Annotated in this window: 12 protein-coding genes and 1 pseudogene; 11 read left to right on the top strand and 2 right to left on the bottom strand. The window is 72.1% G+C overall.

The window, feature by feature from the left end; genetic code table 11:
• The 5 genes and pseudogenes from D8M29_RS03430 to D8M29_RS03410 all read left to right on the top strand — a co-directional run.
• Positions 1 to 818, top strand: a pseudogene (locus tag D8M29_RS03430) (SAM-dependent methyltransferase); the annotation flags it as partial.
• Between the two features lie 170 nt (positions 819 to 988).
• Positions 989 to 2,053, top strand: a complete 1,065-nt coding sequence (locus tag D8M29_RS03425; RefSeq protein ID WP_127435090.1) for a siderophore ABC transporter substrate-binding protein — start codon at positions 989 to 991, stop codon at positions 2,051 to 2,053.
• The gene (locus tag D8M29_RS03420; protein ID WP_080694961.1) at positions 2,050 to 3,108 is read left to right on the top strand and encodes an ABC transporter permease; all 1,059 of its coding nucleotides are present in this window, start codon (positions 2,050 to 2,052) and stop codon (positions 3,106 to 3,108) included. Before D8M29_RS03425 ends, D8M29_RS03420 begins: the two co-directional genes overlap by 4 nt.
• Positions 3,101 to 4,189 (top strand): iron chelate uptake ABC transporter family permease subunit, encoded by a 1,089-nt coding sequence (locus D8M29_RS03415; RefSeq protein WP_127435089.1) that lies wholly within the window; start codon positions 3,101 to 3,103, stop codon positions 4,187 to 4,189. The genes D8M29_RS03420 and D8M29_RS03415 overlap by 8 nt, the downstream gene beginning before the upstream one ends.
• Complete coding sequence (locus tag D8M29_RS03410) at positions 4,186 to 4,941, top strand: ABC transporter ATP-binding protein (RefSeq protein ID WP_002857584.1); 756 nt, start codon at positions 4,186 to 4,188, stop codon at positions 4,939 to 4,941. Before D8M29_RS03415 ends, D8M29_RS03410 begins: the two co-directional genes overlap by 4 nt.
• Before the next feature lie 205 nt (positions 4,942 to 5,146).
• Here D8M29_RS03410 and D8M29_RS03405 read toward each other — a convergent pair whose 3' ends face one another.
• Entirely contained in the window at positions 5,147 to 6,124 is a 978-nt protein-coding gene (locus D8M29_RS03405; RefSeq protein ID WP_036384981.1) for a hypothetical protein, read from the bottom strand.
• Positions 6,125 to 6,749: 625 nt separating this feature from the next.
• Here D8M29_RS03405 and groES point away from each other — a divergent pair.
• The 3 genes from groES to D8M29_RS03390 all read left to right on the top strand — a co-directional run bounded on the left by groES (position 6,750) and on the right by D8M29_RS03390 (position 10,839).
• Complete coding sequence (gene groES, locus D8M29_RS03400; RefSeq protein ID WP_002857590.1) at positions 6,750 to 7,046, top strand: co-chaperone GroES; 297 nt, start codon at positions 6,750 to 6,752, stop codon at positions 7,044 to 7,046.
• Between the two features lie 108 nt (positions 7,047 to 7,154).
• Positions 7,155 to 8,762 carry a chaperonin GroEL gene (gene groL / locus D8M29_RS03395; RefSeq protein WP_036340907.1) on the top strand — a complete coding sequence of 536 codons (1,608 nt, stop codon included), beginning with the start codon at positions 7,155 to 7,157 and terminating at the stop codon, positions 8,760 to 8,762.
• A gap of 121 nt (positions 8,763 to 8,883) precedes the next feature.
• Positions 8,884 to 10,839, top strand: coding sequence for a BCCT family transporter (locus tag D8M29_RS03390; RefSeq protein ID WP_127435088.1), 1,956 nt, complete (start codon positions 8,884 to 8,886; stop codon positions 10,837 to 10,839).
• Position 10,840: 1 nt separating this feature from the next.
• Here the strand turns inward: D8M29_RS03390 and D8M29_RS03385 are convergent, their stop codons facing one another.
• The gene (locus tag D8M29_RS03385) at positions 10,841 to 12,274 is read right to left on the bottom strand and encodes a dicarboxylate/amino acid:cation symporter (protein WP_127435087.1); all 1,434 of its coding nucleotides are present in this window, start codon (positions 12,272 to 12,274) and stop codon (positions 10,841 to 10,843) included.
• Positions 12,275 to 12,459: 185 nt separating this feature from the next.
• Here D8M29_RS03385 and guaB point away from each other — a divergent pair, with 185 nt between their 5' ends.
• The 3 genes from guaB to D8M29_RS03370 all read left to right on the top strand — a co-directional run.
• Positions 12,460 to 14,004 carry an IMP dehydrogenase gene (guaB, locus tag D8M29_RS03380; RefSeq protein ID WP_127435086.1) on the top strand — a complete coding sequence of 515 codons (1,545 nt, stop codon included), beginning with the start codon at positions 12,460 to 12,462 and terminating at the stop codon, positions 14,002 to 14,004.
• A gap of 92 nt (positions 14,005 to 14,096) precedes the next feature.
• Positions 14,097 to 15,233 (top strand): GuaB3 family IMP dehydrogenase-related protein, encoded by a 1,137-nt coding sequence (locus tag D8M29_RS03375; RefSeq protein ID WP_036317609.1) that lies wholly within the window; start codon positions 14,097 to 14,099, stop codon positions 15,231 to 15,233.
• Between the two features lie 47 nt (positions 15,234 to 15,280).
• Positions 15,281 to 15,803, top strand: a 523-nt coding sequence (locus D8M29_RS03370; protein WP_305034212.1) for an SURF1 family cytochrome oxidase biogenesis protein, incomplete at its 3' end; no start/stop codon positions are given.

Raw genomic sequence — 15,803 nt, 5'->3', positions numbered from 1 at the left:
TGGCCTGGGCCCGCGCCCACGTGCCCGCCGAGGCGGACGCGGTGTGGCTGGACCCCGCCCGCCGTCAGGTCGGCGGGGGCGGGTCCGCGCGCGTGTTCGACCCCGAGGCGTTCTCCCCGCCCCTGAGCGTCGTGACGGACATCGCCGCGACGGGCGTCCCGCTCGGTGTCAAGCTCGGCCCGGGGCTCCCGCACGAGGCCGTGCCGGCGGGCGCCGAGGCCGAGTGGGTGAGCGTCGACGGCGACGTCGTGGAGGCCGCCCTGTGGTTCAACGCGGCGGCCCGCCCCGGGGTGCGGCGGGCGGCGCGCGTCATGACCGTCCGGGGCGGGGAGACGACGACGGCGCAGCTCGTCTCCGGCGCGGACTTCGGCGACTCGCCCGAGGTCGAGGCCGTGGGGGAGGAGGGCATGGCGGGGCTCGTCGGCGCGGTCCTGCACGAGCCGGACGGCGCCGTCATCCGGGCCGGACTCGTGACGGACCTGGCCGCGTCCTGGCCCGTGCCGACGCGGCAGCTGGACCCCCACCTGGCCTACCTCGTCGCGCCCGAGCCCGTGCACGACGGCCTGGCCCGCGCCCATCGGATCGAGGCGGTGCACGGTTTCCACCTGGCCTCCCTGCGGCGCTGGGCGAAGGAGACCGGGGTGGGCCGGCTGGACGTGAAGAAGCGGGGCATCCGCGAGACGCCCGAGGAGGTGCGTCGCGCCGTCCTCGGCGGGGCGAAGCCGGGCCGGCGTGGCGGGGCCGGACGGCACGCCACCCTCGTGCTGGCGCGCGTGGGTCGGTCGCGGTTCGCCCTCGAGGTGACGCCGTTGGACTGACGGGGCTCGAGGCCGCGGGCCCCGGGCGGCGGGAGCCGTCGAACCCCCGTTGGGGGATTACGGCACCCTCGTGTACGGTATTCGACTGAGGCAAGGCTCACCTCCACGGGAGCGCGCCCACCACCCCGACTGCTCATCCCGGGGCAGCCCCGCCGCCCAGAAGGAGAACCATGCCGCGTTCCGTCAGCGCCCCCCGCCTCGCCCGTCTCGCCCTGACCTCGGTGGCGGCCCTCGCCCTCGTCGGCTGCTCCGCCGGCGGCGCGGCCACGGGCTCGTCCTCCGCGAGCGCCTCCGGCGAGTCCTCGGCCTCCGCGAGCGCCGCCGGCGGCTCCTCGGCCGCCTCGGGCGGCATCGCGACCGGGGTCACCGTCACCGACATGTCCGGCGCCGAGGTCACCCTGCCGGAGGAGGTCGACTCCGTCATCGCCACGGACAACCGCACCTTCCGCACCCTGGACGACTGGGGAGTCGAGCTGTCGGCCGCACCGAAGCAGATCATGTACAAGGGCGAGGGCGGGCCCTCCTACCTCCAGGACGACTCGGTCGCCGACATCGGCAACCACCGGGAGCCGGACATGGAGCTGTTCGTCACGGCCGAGCCGGACGTCGTGTTCAACGGCCAGCGGTTCAACGAGCGCAAGGCCGAGATCGACGAGCTGACCGGCGACGCCGCCGTCGTGGACACGGACTTCGACGTCACGCAGACCCCCATGGACGAGGGCCTGAAGGAGCTGACCACCCTGCTGGGCGAGGCCACCGGCCACGAGGCCGATGCCGAGAAGCTCATCGCCGACTTCGACGCCGCCACCCAGCGCGCCAAGGACGCCTACGACCCCGAGCAGACCGTCATGGGCCTCATCGCCTCGGGCGGAGAGCTGTCGTACGTCGCGCCCAGCACCGGTCGCGCCATCGGCCCGTTCTTCGACATGCTGGAGCTGACCCCGGCCCTCGAGCAGTCGGGCACCGACAACCACCAGGGCGACGACATCTCCGTCGAGGCCATCGCGAAGTCGAACCCGGACTGGCTGATCGTCATGGACCGCGACGCCGCCATCGGCGAGGAGAACGCCACCGCCGCCGAGCTGATCGAGCGCTCCGAGGCCCTCCAGGACGTGACCGCGGTGAAGGAGGGCAACATCGTCTACCTGCCCGCCGACTTCTACGTCGCCGAGGACATCCAGAACCACACCACCGTCATGGAGGACCTCGCGAAGGCCTTCGAAGGCGCGCAGTGACTCTCGACGTGCGTCACCACGTCGCCGACGCCCCGCCCCGGCTCGAGGAGCCGGGGCGGGGCGACCGCGTGTGCTGGGTCCCGCCCGCCGTCCTGCGGCCCGAGCGCACCCGCTGGCAGCGCACCTGGCCGCTGCTGGTCGGCGTCGTGGTGACCGCGGCCCTCATCGTGGTCTCGCTGTTCGTGGGCGTGTACGACGTCGGCGCGGAGGGCGGACGCGAGATGTTCGCCATCACGCGCGTGCCGCGCACGGTCGCCCTCGTGCTGGCCGGCGCCTCGATGGCGATGTGCGGGCTGATCATGCAGCTCATGACGCAGAACCGCTTCGTGGAGCCCAGCACCACGGGCACCACCGAGTGGGCCGGCCTCGGCCTGCTGGTGACCATGGTGCTCGTGCCGGGTGCGGGCCTGGTGACCCGGATGGTCGGGGCCATCCTCTTCGCCTTCGTCGGCACCCTCGTCTTCTTCCTCTTCCTGCGGCGGGTGCGCCTGCAGTCCTCCCTCATCGTGCCGATCGTGGGCATCATGCTCGGCGCCGTCGTGGGCGCCGCGTCGACGTTCCTCGCCCTCCAGACGGACATGCTGCAGCAGGTGGGCGCGTGGTTCGCGGGCTCGTTCACCTCCGTGGTCCGCGGCCGGTATGAGCTGCTCTTCCTCGTGCTGATCGTGTGCGTGGCGGTCTTCGTCATCGCGGACCGCTTCACCGTGGCCGGCCTCGGCAAGGACGTCGCCACGAACGTCGGCCTCAACTACGACGCCGTGATCCTCACCGGCGTGGCCATGGTGGCCGTGGCCACCGGCGTGGTCACCGTGGTGATCGGGGCCCTCCCGTTCCTGGGGCTCGTGGTCCCCAACCTCGTGTCCATGGTGCGCGGCGACAACCTGCGGACGAACCTGCCCTGGGTGGTCATGGTCGGCGTGTGGATCGTGATCGTCTGCGACCTGATCGGGCGCACCGTGATCGCCCCGTTCGAGGTGCCCATCTCGCTGATCCTGGGCCTCGTGGGCGCGATCGTGTTCCTCGCCCTGCTGCTGAGGCAGGCCAAGCATGGCTGAGCCGCTCGCGACCGCCCCGGGTCGCATCCCCGCCCCGCCCGGCGGCGCCACCGCGGCCGGGCCCGTCGAGGCCGACGCCCCGCGCCGGTCCGGCGCGTTCGTCACCGCCGCCGACCGCCGGAGGTATGCGGTCGTCGTCGCCGTGCTGGCCGCCGTCGCCGTGCTCTCCACCGCCGGGATCCTGCTGTGGGGCAACGAGGCCGAACCCGGTTCGCGCGCGTTCTGGATGATCGCGCGGATGCGCGTGGAGTCCCTGGGCGTGATCGGCATCGTGGCACTGTGCCACTCCTTCGCGACCGTCACCTTCCACACGGTGACGGGCAACCGCATCATCACGCCCTCGATCATGGGGTTCGAGGCGCTCTACACCGCCGTGTCGACCGTCGCCGTGTACGTGCTGGGAGCCGCCGGCGTCGCGGTGCTGACCGGGGTGGGGCCGTTCCTCGCCCAGGCCGCGCTCATGGTGGCGCTGGCGACGGCCCTGTACTCGTGGCTGCTCTCCCGGCCCTACGGCAGCGTCCATCTGATGCTGCTCGTGGGCGTGGTGCTGGGCGGCGGGCTGGCCGCGCTGAGCACGTTCATGCAGCGACTGCTGGACCCGAACTCGTTCGACCTGCTGAGCGCGCGGCTCTTCGGCAACATCTCCAACGCCCGGACCGAGTACGTGGCGATCGCCGCGCCCATCGCCGTCGTCGTGTGCGCGCTGCTGTGGCTGCGCTCCCGCCGCCTGAACACGGTGGCGCTCGGCGCCGACGCCGCGACCAACCTGGGCCTGCCCCACCGGCGCGAGCTCATGGTGACGCTGCTGCTGGTCTCCGTGCTGATGGCCATGACCACCGCGCTCGTGGGCCCGATGACGTTCCTCGGCTTCCTCGTGGCGACGCTGGCGTACAGCCTCGTCGACACCCACGACCACCGGTTCATCCTCCCGGTGGCGGCGCTGGCCGGGTACGCGGTGCTCACGAGCGCCTACTTCGTGCTGCGGCACGTGTTCTACGCGGGGGGTGCGGTCACGGTGGTCATCGAGCTGATCGGCGGCATCACCTTCCTGGTCGTCGTGATGAGAAAGGGACGTCTGTGATCGAGCTGCGCGGCGTGGTGAAGCGCCACAGCGACGAGGTGTGCATCGGACCCGTGGACCTGGACATCCAGGCCGGGGGAGTGACGGCGCTCGTGGGGCCCAACGGGGCGGGCAAGTCCACGCTGCTGACGATGATCGGCCGGCTGCAGGACGCCGACGCCGGGACGATCGCCGTGGGCGGGCACGACATCACCACGACGCCGTCCCGGAAGATCGCGCAGACCCTGTCCATCCTGCGGCAGGAGAACCACTTCGTGACGCGGCTGACCGTGCGGCAGCTCGTGGGGTTCGGGCGCTACCCGTACACGCGCGGCCGGCTGACCCTGGAGGACGAGCGGCACGTGTCCGACGCGATCGACTTCCTCAACCTCGGCCCGTTCGAGAACCGGTACCTCGACCAGCTCTCGGGCGGCCAGCGGCAGCGGGCGTACGTGGCGATGGTGCTGGCGCAGAACACCGAGTACGTGCTGCTGGACGAGCCGCTGAACAACCTGGACATGCAGCACTCGGTGCAGATGATGCAGCAGCTGCGTCGGGCGGCCGACGAGCTGGGCCGGACCGTGGTGATCGTGCTGCACGACATCAACTTCGCCGCCCACTACGCCGACCGGATCGTGGCCATGGGCGACGGCCAGGTGGTGGAGACCGGCACCCCGGCCGAGATCCTGCGCCCTGAGGTGCTGGAGCGGATCTTCAAGACCCCCTGCAGCGTGGTGGACGGACCGCACGGGCCGCTGGCCGTGTACTACTGAGCGGGGCGACGGTGAGGCCGGCCCGGGTCGGTCCGGGCGGGGGTCGGGTGCCCGGCCGACGCGAGCGTTCCGTGGGCAGAACCCGCCGGGTCTCGCCTTCCGGGGGCAGAACCCGCGTGTTTCCAGGTTCCGTGGGCAGAAGCACCCTCGCTTCTGCCCACGGAACCCCTGCGCATGGACGGCAGGGCCATACGCGACGACGACGTCATGCATCCCAGCCGTTCGAGACCTGTGCCCGTCGTCTGAGGACGGCCTCGATCACCCGCGCGTATCCCTCGCCGACGTCCCGGCCCGTGACGTGCAGGGTCATCTGCCCACGCTCCGCGTAGTACTGGTCTCGCCGGGCGTCCCGGGCGTGTTGCTCGGCACTCCGGTGCACCTCGCCGTCGTACTGGAGGACGAGCCGGCAGTCCTCGAACCACAGATCGGCCTCGGGGGCGTCCCGCCGCCCGGGGTCGAACACGTGCTGCAGAGCCGGCTCGCCCAGCCCCGCCTCGACGAGCGCCAGCCTCAGCCGGGTCTCCTGCGGCGAGTCGGCACCCACCCGTACGCGCTCGAGCGCCGCCGTCGCCCGCGGTCTTCCGACGAACCGCCCGAGCGGCCGCATCGCCTCGTGCAGCGCGGTGACCGTGGTGATGGGAGGCCGCCGGCCGCGCGGAGACCAGGGGTGACGGACCAGGTGGTCACCCGCCGACACGAGGGATGCCTCGTCCCAGGGGTGGCCGATCGAGCACAGATCGAGCCAGGTCCGTTCCGGCGTCGTCACCCGTAGCCCGAGCACGGAGGTGACGTGGCCGGCGGGCAGGGGTCTGCGGTGCTCCATGACGCCGGGGATCCGCGCCCGTGCGGTGCCGCGGTGCAACGTGATCTCGACGGCGGCGCGTCGCGTGGCCCCGCCCGGGGGAAGCGGGAGGCCGTGGAGGTGCGCCGCCGTCTCGTGGGAGAGGACGGCGTCGGGACGGGACCGCAGGAGGGCGGTCAGCAGGTCGAGGCCGACCCCGTGGTGCGGCGGCGGGAGCCCAGCCGACTCCCAGGTGCGCAGCGGCATGTCACGGCGACGGTGGATGCCGCGGGCGAGGCGGAGGACGTCGGACCGCCGCACCCGGCTGGGCGGTAGACCGCGTTCGAGCACGTCGCGGGTGGTGAAGACGGGGACGAGGGGGAGGTCGGGAGCGAAGGGCATGGGTCGACCCTGACGCGGTCGGTCCGACGGCGGCCGGGCGGGCCGCGTGTCTGTGCACAACGGCGCGGGGTGGGCCGGCTGTGCAGGACTCGGCGACGGCCGGTTGTCCCGTCGGGACGACGTCGTCATGGCTCGGTGGGCAGAACTGCGAGGAGTTCCGCCCACGCAACATCCGTGGGCGGAAGAGAGGGCGCTTCTGCCCACGGAGATCGAAAACCTGCGGATGCTGCCCACGCGATGGGCGGGGGTGCGGTTTCTGCCCACGGAGGGTGGCGGGGGGCAGGGTGGGGAGTGGGGGAGGGACAGGATCCCGGCCGCAGTCGTGACCACTCCGTGTGCCCCCGGGCCCGGAACCCGCCCGGCCCGCCGCCCCACCGCATCGTGCCACCGACCTCCGCCCTCGGCGGACGGCGGGGACACGGCTGGCACTCATGTTGAAGGAGTGCCAAAACCCGGAGTAGAATCGGGGCTGGCACCCGGGGGTACCTGGTGCCAATGCCCGAGGTGGACCGTCCGGCACCGCGACGACGGAGGGTCTGACGCCCGTGGCGCACCCGCAGACCACAGCATCAGCGGACCGGCGAGCCCGCCGGAGCCGCACGTCGACGAAGAAGGAGTGTGCAGCATGTCTGTCTCCATCAAGCCCCTCGAGGATCGCATCGTTGTCCGCCCCCTGGAGGCCGAGCAGACCACCGCGTCGGGCCTCGTGATCCCGGACACCGCCAAGGAGAAGCCGCAGGAGGGCCAGGTCGTGGCCGTGGGCCCGGGCCGGGTCGCCGAGAACGGCAACCGCGTGCCGGTCGACGTCGCCGAGGGTGACGTGGTGCTGTACTCCAAGTACGGCGGCACCGAGGTCAAGGTCGGCGGCGAGGAGTACCTGGTGCTCTCCGCCCGCGACGTGCTGGCCGTCGTCACCAAGTGACCCCACCGCGACGGGCCCGGTGAGCGGCACGCACCGCACCGGTGCGCGCGCCCCGGGCCCCTCGCGTCTCCGCACCCCCTGACTCCCTGAACGAAAGGAGCGTCCGTCATGGCCAAGCAGCTGGCTTTCAACGACGACGCACGCCGCGCCCTCCAGGCCGGCATCGACAAGCTCGCCGACACCGTCAAGGTCACCCTCGGCCCCAAGGGCCGCAATGTGGTGCTCGACAAGGCGTGGGGCGCCCCCACCATCACCAACGACGGCGTCACGATCGCCCGTGAGGTGGAGCTGGAGGACCCGTACGAGAACATGGGCGCCCAGCTCGCCAAGGAGGTCGCCACCAAGACCAACGACATCGCAGGCGACGGCACCACCACCGCCACCGTGCTGGCCCAGGCGCTCGTGAACGAGGGCATGCGCCAGGTCGCCGCCGGCGCCGCGCCGGGCGAGGTCAAGAGGGGCATCGAGGTGGCCGTGGCCGCCGTCGAGCAGCGCCTGCAGGAGAACGCCCGCCCGGTCGAGGGCAAGGAGGTGGCCCACGTGGCCGCCATCTCGGCCCAGAACGACGAGGTCGGCGAGCTGCTGGCCCGCGCGTTCGACACGGTCGGCACCGACGGCGTCATCACCATCGAGGAGTCCTCCACGACCTCCACCGAGCTGGACGTCACCGAGGGCATGCAGTTCGACAAGGGCTTCCTGTCCCCGTACATGGTCACCGACGCCGAGCGTCAGGAGGCCGTGCTCGAGGACGCCTACGTCCTGATCAACTCGGGCAAGATCTCCAACGTGCAGGAGCTGCTGCCCCTGCTGGAGAAGGTCGTGCAGGCCAACAAGCCGCTGTTCGTGATCGCCGAGGACATCGAGGGCGAGGCCCTGTCCACCCTCGTGGTCAACAAGATCCGCGGCACCCTGAACGTCGTGGCCGTCAAGGCTCCGGGCTTCGGCGACCGCCGCAAGGCCATGATGCAGGACATCGCGATCCTCACCGGCGCCCAGGTCGTCTCCCCGGACCTCGGCATGAAGCTCGAGCAGGCCGACCTGGACGTGCTCGGCTCCGCCCGCCGCATCACCGTCACCAAGGACGAGACCACCATCGTCGACGGCGGCGGTGCGCCCGAGGACGTCGAGGCCCGGATCGCCCAGATCAAGGCCGAGGCCGCCGCGACCGACTCCGACTGGGACCGCGAGAAGCTCCAGGAGCGTCTCGCCAAGCTCTCCGGCGGCATCGGCGTGATCCGCGTGGGCGCCGCCACCGAGGTGGAGCTCAAGGAGCGCAAGCACCGCATCGAGGACGCCGTGTCCTCGACCCGCGCCGCCCTCGAGGAGGGCATCGTGGCCGGCGGCGGCACCGCGCTCATCAACGCGCTGACCGTGCTCGACACCGACGCCGACGTCCAGGCCCTGACCGGTGACGCCGCCGTGGGCGTGGACATCGTCCGCAAGGCCCTGAAGCAGCCGCTGCGCTGGATCGCCCAGAACGCGGGCGAGGACGGCTACGTGGTGGTCTCCAAGGTCGCCGAGCTGGAGCCGAACCACGGCTTCAACGCGAAGACCGGCGTCTACGGCGACCTGATCGCCGACGGCGTGATCGACCCGGTCAAGGTGACGCGCTCCGCGCTGGCCAACGCCACCTCCATCGCGGCCCTCGTGCTGACCACCGAGACCCTCGTGGCGGACAAGCCCGCCGACGAGGACGAGGCCGGCCACCAGCACTGACCCCTGAGTCGGCCCTGACACGGCCGGCTGTCGACGACGGCCCCTCACCCGCCCGGGTGAGGGGCCGTCGTCGTCCGGGCGGGAGACGCCGGCCGTCCGGGGTGCCCTCTATGGTGTGCCCATGGACACACCCACGCCGCCCCGTCCCACCGGGTCCCACACGACCCGGACCCCGGCCCGGCCACGGCTGCGCCGCTTCGTCCGCGAGTTCTCCTATCCGCACGGCATCCACCCGGCCCTCGTGCCGGGCGTGTCCGTGGAGGACCGCCGGGTGCGCTACGGCGTGGACCGGGTGATCCTCGCCGTCGTCGGCCTGCTGGTGGTCGGCTTCGTGGTGTGGGGTGTGCTGCAGCCGGACGCCGTGCTGGCCGTCTCGAGCGCGGCCCTCGACTGGGTGATGGTCCACGCCGGCTGGCTGTTCGTCCTGCTGGCCATCGGGATGGTGGTGTTCCTGCTGGTCCTGGCGTTCTCCCGGTACGGCGAGATCCCGCTGGGCCTGGACGGGGAGAAGCCCGAGTACTCCACGGCGAGCTGGTCGGCCATGCTCTTCGCGGCCGGCATCGGCATCGGCATCATCTTCTTCGGCCCGTACGAGCCGCTGACCTACTACCTGGCCCCGCGCCCGGGGGCGTACGAGGCGGGGAGCGAGGAGGCGGTGACGGGCGCGCTGGCCCAGGCCGCGCTGCACTGGGGCGTGAACGCGTGGGCGATCTACGCGATCGTCGGCCTGTCGGTCGGCTACGTGTCCTACCGCCGGGGCCGGGTGCCGCTGATGAGCTCGATCATCGCGCCGCTGTTCGGCGACTCCCCGCGCAGCGACTCGGTCGGCGCGCGCCTGATCGACGGGCTCGCGATCATCGCCACATTGTTCGGCACGGCGGCCTCGCTGGGCATCGGCGCCCTGCAGATCGGCCGCGGCGTGGAGATCGTCTCGGGGTGGTCGGCGCCGGGGAACACGGTGGCGCTGGGGATCATCGTGGTGCTCACGATCGGCACCATCGTCTCGGCGGTGTCCGGTGTGGCCCGCGGCATCCGGTGGCTGTCCAACATCAACATGCTGCTCGCCCTCGGCCTGGCGCTGTTCTTCTTCGTCGTCGGCCCGACGGCGTTCCTGCTGAACATCGTGCCCGGCGTCCTGATGGACTACGTCTCCTCCGCCCCGGACGCCCTCGGCGCCTCGATGGCCGAGGGGGAGGACATGCAGGAGTTCCTCTCCAACTGGACGATCTTCTACTGGGCGTGGTGGGTCAGCTGGGCCCCGTTCGTGGGCGTGTTCATGGCGAAGATCTCGAAGGGCCGGACCATCCGCCAGTACGTCCTCGGCGCCCTGTTCATCCCGGCCGCGGTGATCGTGGGCGCGTTCACGATCATCGGCGGCACCACCATCTGGCTGCAGCGGACCCGGGGCTCCTTGGCGCCGGACGGCACGGCCGCCTCGCTGCCTGCGCCGGCGGAGATCTTCTGGGTGGTCCTGGACCAGCTGCCCGGCGGCGGGCTGGTGGCCCCGGTCGTGATCGTCATGCTGGCGGTCTTCTTCATCACGACGGCGGACTCCGCCTCGATCGTGAACTCGCAGCTCTCGCAGCGCGGCGACCCGGCCCCACGCCGCATGATCACGGTGTTCTGGGCACTGTGCATGGCGGGCATCGCCGTCGTGATGCTGCTGACCGGCGGCGACACCGCGCTCACCGGCCTGCAGAACCTCATCACCATCACGGCGCTGCCGTTCACCGTGGTGCTCGTCCTCATGGCGGTCGCGCTCCAGCGCGAACTGGCCAACGACCCCTTCGCGATCCGTGACCGGTACCAGAGGGCCGCCGTCGAGAAGGCGACGGTGCGGGGCCTGGTGGAGTACGGGGACGACTTCGCGTTCACGGTGGAGCGCACCCCACCGGGCAGCTGGTACGCGGCCGGCGAGGGGTTCGACTCCACCGCCGCCGAGATCACCGACTGGTACCGCCGCACGGACGAGGACGGGAACCCCGTGGACTACGACTACGTGCTGGGCGAGTACCTGGACGAGGGGGACGGGGACGGCCCGGACGGGCCCGCCGGAGCAGGCCCGTCCGGTCGCTGACTCAGGCGCGCGGCGTCGGGGAGCCGACGAGCTCGGCGCGGGAGTCGGCGGTCGCGTGGGCGCGGGCCTCGACGATCTCCTCCTCGTCCTCGCCGAAGATGTCGCCGCGCGGGGCGTCGTAGCGGTCCCGGTCGAGGATGCCCTCCTGGGAGGCCACGAGGGCGGGGATGAGGGCCTGGCCGGACACGTTGAGGGCGGTGCGGCCCATGTCCACGATCGGGTCGACGGCCAGGAGCAGGGCCATGCCCTCGAGGGGCAGCCCGGCGGTGGACAGCGTGAGCGTGAGCATCACGGTGGCGCCGGTGGTGCCGGCGGTCGCGGCCGAGCCCAGCACGGACACGAGCGCCACGAGGGCGTACTGGCTCAGGCTCATCTCGATCCCGTAGAACTGGGCGATGAACACGGCGGCCACGGCCGGGTAGATCGCGGCGCAGCCGTCCATCTTGGTGGTGGCGCCCAGCGGGACGGCGAAGGAGGCGTAGCCGGTGGGCACGCCGAAGTTGCGCTCGGCCACCCGCTGGGTGACGGGCAGCGTGCCGAGGGAGGAGCGGGAGACGAAGCCGAGCTGGAACGCCGGCCACACGCCGGTGAAGAACTGCTTGACGGAGAGCCCGTGCAGGCGCGCCAGCAGCGGGTACACCACGAGCATCACGAGGGCCAGGCCCACGTAGACCGCCACCACGAACTTGGCCAGCGTGCCCATCGTGGACCAGCCGTACGAGGCCACGGCGTTGCCCAGCAGGCCGATGGTGCCGATCGGTGCCAGGCGGATGATCCACCACAGCAGCTTCTGGATGATCGCGAGCACCGAGCGGGAGAACGTGAGGAACGGGGCGGCCTTCGCGCCGACCTTGAGCGCGGCCACGCCCACGACGATCGCGATCACGAGGATCTGGAGCACGTTGAACGTGGGGGAGGAGGCCAGCGCACCGTCCTCGCCCGCCGTGGTCTTGACGGTCAGGCCGAGGAAGTTCGCCGGCACCAGGGAGGTCAGGAAGTCGAGCCAGCCGACGTCCTTGGCCTGGTACGACGCCGGCGCGGTCTGGCCGGTGCCCACGCCCGGCTGCAGCACGACGCCGACGGCGAGGCCGATGAGCACCGCGATCAGGCTCGTGATGGCGAACCACAGCAGGGTCTTGGCGGCCAGGCGGGCCGCGTTGGTCACCTGGGCCAGGTTGGCGATGGAGGCGACGACGGCGAAGAAGACCAGCGGGACGACCGCGGCCTTCAGCAGGCTGATGTAGATGCTGCCGACGGTGGCCAGCGTCTCGCCGAGCCAGGTCGGGTGCTCGGAGGTGTGCCCCGTCGCGCGGGCGATCAGGCCCAGGACGAGGCCGAGGACGAGGGCGGCGGCGATCTGCCAGCCGAAATTCGACGTCCAGGCGGGGAGCCGACGTCGGGGCGCCGGTGCGGGGGAGGACTGTGCGGTGCTCATCCGGGGAGGTTAGGCGGTCCATTACCACGACGCCGAAACGGATTGCGCCATGTGACGTGGTGGTGACGTCCGTCTCGCCCCCGCGTGGCCCAGCGCGGGGGTCCTGTGACGTGGCCCGCACCCGGGTCGCCGGTTTGGCCCCCGGGCATAGAATCGCGGAAACACCCGTCCCGAAAGGCCCCTTCGTGACCATCACCAGCACCGGTCCCAGCCCCGAGCCCGTCCACTCCTCCTCGGATCCCTTCGGCTTCTTCGGCCTCACCTATGACGACGTCCTGCTGCTGCCCAACGCCACCGACGTGATCCCCGCGGACGCGGACCCGGGCACCCGGCTGACCCGCAACATCCGCTTGAACATCCCCATCGTCTCCGCGGCGATGGACACCGTGACCGAGGCCCCGCTGGCCATCGCCATGGCCCGCCAGGGCGGCATGGGCATCATCCACCGCAACCTGTCCATCGAGGACCAGGCCCGCCACGTGGACACCGTGAAGCGCTCCGAGTCGGGGATGATCAAGGACCCCGTGACCATCGGCCCCGACGCCACGCTCGCGGACCTGGACGAGCTGTGCGCCCAGTACCGCGTCTCGGGCCTGCCGGTGGTGGCCGAGGACATGACGTTGCTGGGCATCATCACCAACCGCGACACCCGCTTCATCCCGCGCGAGGAGTGGGCCACCCGCACGGTGGACACCGCCATGACCCGCATGCCGCTGGTCACCGCGCAGGAGGGCGTCTCGCGCGCCGAGACGATCCGCCTGTTCTCCCAGAACCGCGTGGAGAAGTTGCCGCTCGTGGACGATGCGGGCCGCCTGACCGGCCTGATCACCATCAAGGACTTCGACAAGGCGGAGCAGTACCCGGACGCCGCGAAGGACGACGAGGGCCGCCTGCGCGTCGGCGGCGCCGTCGGCTTCTTCGGCGACGGCTGGGAGCGCGCCATGGCGCTCGTCGAGGCGGGCGTGGACGCCCTCGTGGTGGACACCGCGAACGGCCACACGCACGGCGTGCTGGACATGATCGCGCGCCTGAAGAAGGAGAAGGCGGCCGCGCACGTCGACGTCATCGGCGGTCAGGCTGCGACCTACGCGGGCGCCAAGGCGATCGTCGACGCCGGCGCGGACGCCGTGAAGGTGGGCGTGGGCCCGGGCTCGATCTGCACGACCCGTGTGGTGGCCGGCGTCGGCGTCCCGCAGATCACCGCCATCTACGAGGCGGCCAAGGCCACGCGCCCCGCGGGCGTCCCGCTGATCGCCGACGGCGGCCTGCAGCACTCCGGTGACATCGGCAAGGCCCTCGTGGCCGGCGCCGACTCGGTGATGCTCGGCTCCCTGCTGGCGGGCACCGCCGAGTCCCCGGGCGACCTCGTGTTCTACCAGGGCAAGCAGTTCAAGACCTACCGCGGCATGGGCTCCCTGGGCGCCATGCAGACCCGCAACGGCACGCGCTCCTTCTCAAAGGACCGCTACTTCCAGGCGGACGTGCCGGACGAGGACAAGCTGATCCCCGAGGGCATCGAGGGCCAGGTGCCCTTCCGGGGCCCGGTCGCCTCGGTGGTCCACCAGCTCGTGGGCGGCCTGCGCCAGACGATGTTCTACACGGGCGCGTCCACGGTGGCCGATCTCAAGGAGAACGGCCGCTTCGTGCGCATCACCGCGGCGGGCCTGAAGGAGTCCCATCCGCACGACATCATGATGACCGTCGAGGCCCCGAACTACCGTTCGCGCTGACCCGCACGTCGGGTCCGGGGGAGCCCCGGACGGGGGCGGCGCCGACGACACGGTCGGCGCCACCCCCGTGGCGCCTGGGCTAGGCTGGCCCGGTGACGAACCAGATTGAGATCGGCCGCGGCAAGCGCGGCCGCCGGGCCTTCTCCCTCGACGACGTGTCCGTGGTGCCTGCGCGGCGCACCCGGGATCCCCAGGACGTCAGCCTCACGTGGCGCATCGACGCCTACACGTTCGACATGCCCGTGATCGGTGCGCCCATGGACTCCGTGATGAGCCCGGAGACCGCCATCGCGATGGGGCGGCTGGGCGGTCTCGGCGTCCTCAACCTCGAGGGCCTGTGGACCCGCCACGAGGACCCGCGCCCGCTGCTCGAGGAGATCGCCGCCCTCGAGGCCGGCCCGGCCGGGACCGAGGCCACCCGCATGCTGCAGGAGGCCTACGCGGCCCCCATCCGCCCCGATCTGATCACCGAGCGCCTCGCACAGATCCGCGAGGCCGGCGTCGTCGTCGCGGGCTCGCTGACCCCGCAGAACACGCAGGAGTTCTACCGCACCGTCGTGGCGGCGGGCGTGGACCTGTTCGTCATCCGCGGCACCACCGTCTCGGCCGAGCACGTCTCCTCCACCCAGGAGCCGCTGGACCTCAAGCAGTTCATCTACGAGCTGGACGTGCCCGTGATCGTGGGCGGGGCGGCCGGCTACACGCCGGCCCTGCACCTGATGCGCACCGGCGCGGCCGGCGTGCTCGTCGGCTTCGGCGGCGGCGCGTCCACCACCACGCGCCGCGCCATGGGCATCCGTGTGCCGATGGCCACGGCCATCTCGGACATCGCCGAGGCGCGCCGCGACTACATGGACGAGTCCGGCGGCCGCTACGTGCACGTGATCGCCGACGGCGGCGTCTCCACCTCGGGGGAGATCGTCAAGGCGATCGCCATGGGCGCGGACGCGGTCGTCCTGGGCGCCGCCCTGGCCCGCGCCACCGACGCCCCCGGCGGCGGCTGGCACTGGGGCCTCGAGGCCGTCCACCCGGAGCTGCCGCGCGGGCACCGCACCCACGTGGGCCAGGTGGCTCCGCTCGAGGAGGTCCTGTGGGGGCCCGGCCGCCACGCGGACGGCACGTCCAACCTGATGGGCGGTCTGAAGCGTGCCATGGCCACCTGCGGCTACACCGAGCTCAAGGACTTCCAGAAGGTGGAGGTCCTCGTGACCCCCACCCAGACCGTCTGATCCCCGCCGCCGCGTGGCGGCACCCCGACCGGAAGAGTTGATACGGCGTGCTGCGCACCGCCCTCAAGCCCGTCTGGCTGGCCACCCTGGTGCTGGCCCTCGTGGCGGCCGCGGTCTTCGTGGCGCTGTCCAAGTGGCAGTTCGAGTCCGCGGAGACGAATGCGCCGCCGCCGCGCACCCAGACCGAGAACGCCGTGCCGTTCCTGGAGCACGTGCGCCCCTACGAGGCCCTGCTGGGCTCGCAGGCCGACCAGGTGGTCACGGTCGAGGGGGAGTTCGTGCCCGGCACGGACGTCCTGGTCGGCCCGCGCCTGCTGAACGGCCGCGACGGCTACTGGACGGTCACGGCCCTGCGGGTGGCCGGCGCCCCGGACGGCGAGGTCGTCCCGGTGGTCCGCGGCTGGTCGGCCGACGCCGACGTCGTGGACCCCGCGCCCGCCGGGCAGGTCACCGTCACCGGGCGCCTGCTGCCCCCGGTCGGGCCCCTGCCGCGTGAGGCCGCGGCCGAGGACCCCGCCGACCGGCTACTGTACCGCAGCCTGGGCCCCACGTCGGCGTCGGCCGCCCACG

Origin of the sequence: Micrococcus sp. HSID17227 (assembly GCF_003989405.1) — a bacterium.
Classification (GTDB): Bacteria; Actinomycetota; Actinomycetes; order Actinomycetales; family Micrococcaceae; genus Micrococcus; species Micrococcus luteus.
This window is presented reverse-complemented; position numbering and strand designations above follow the sequence as displayed.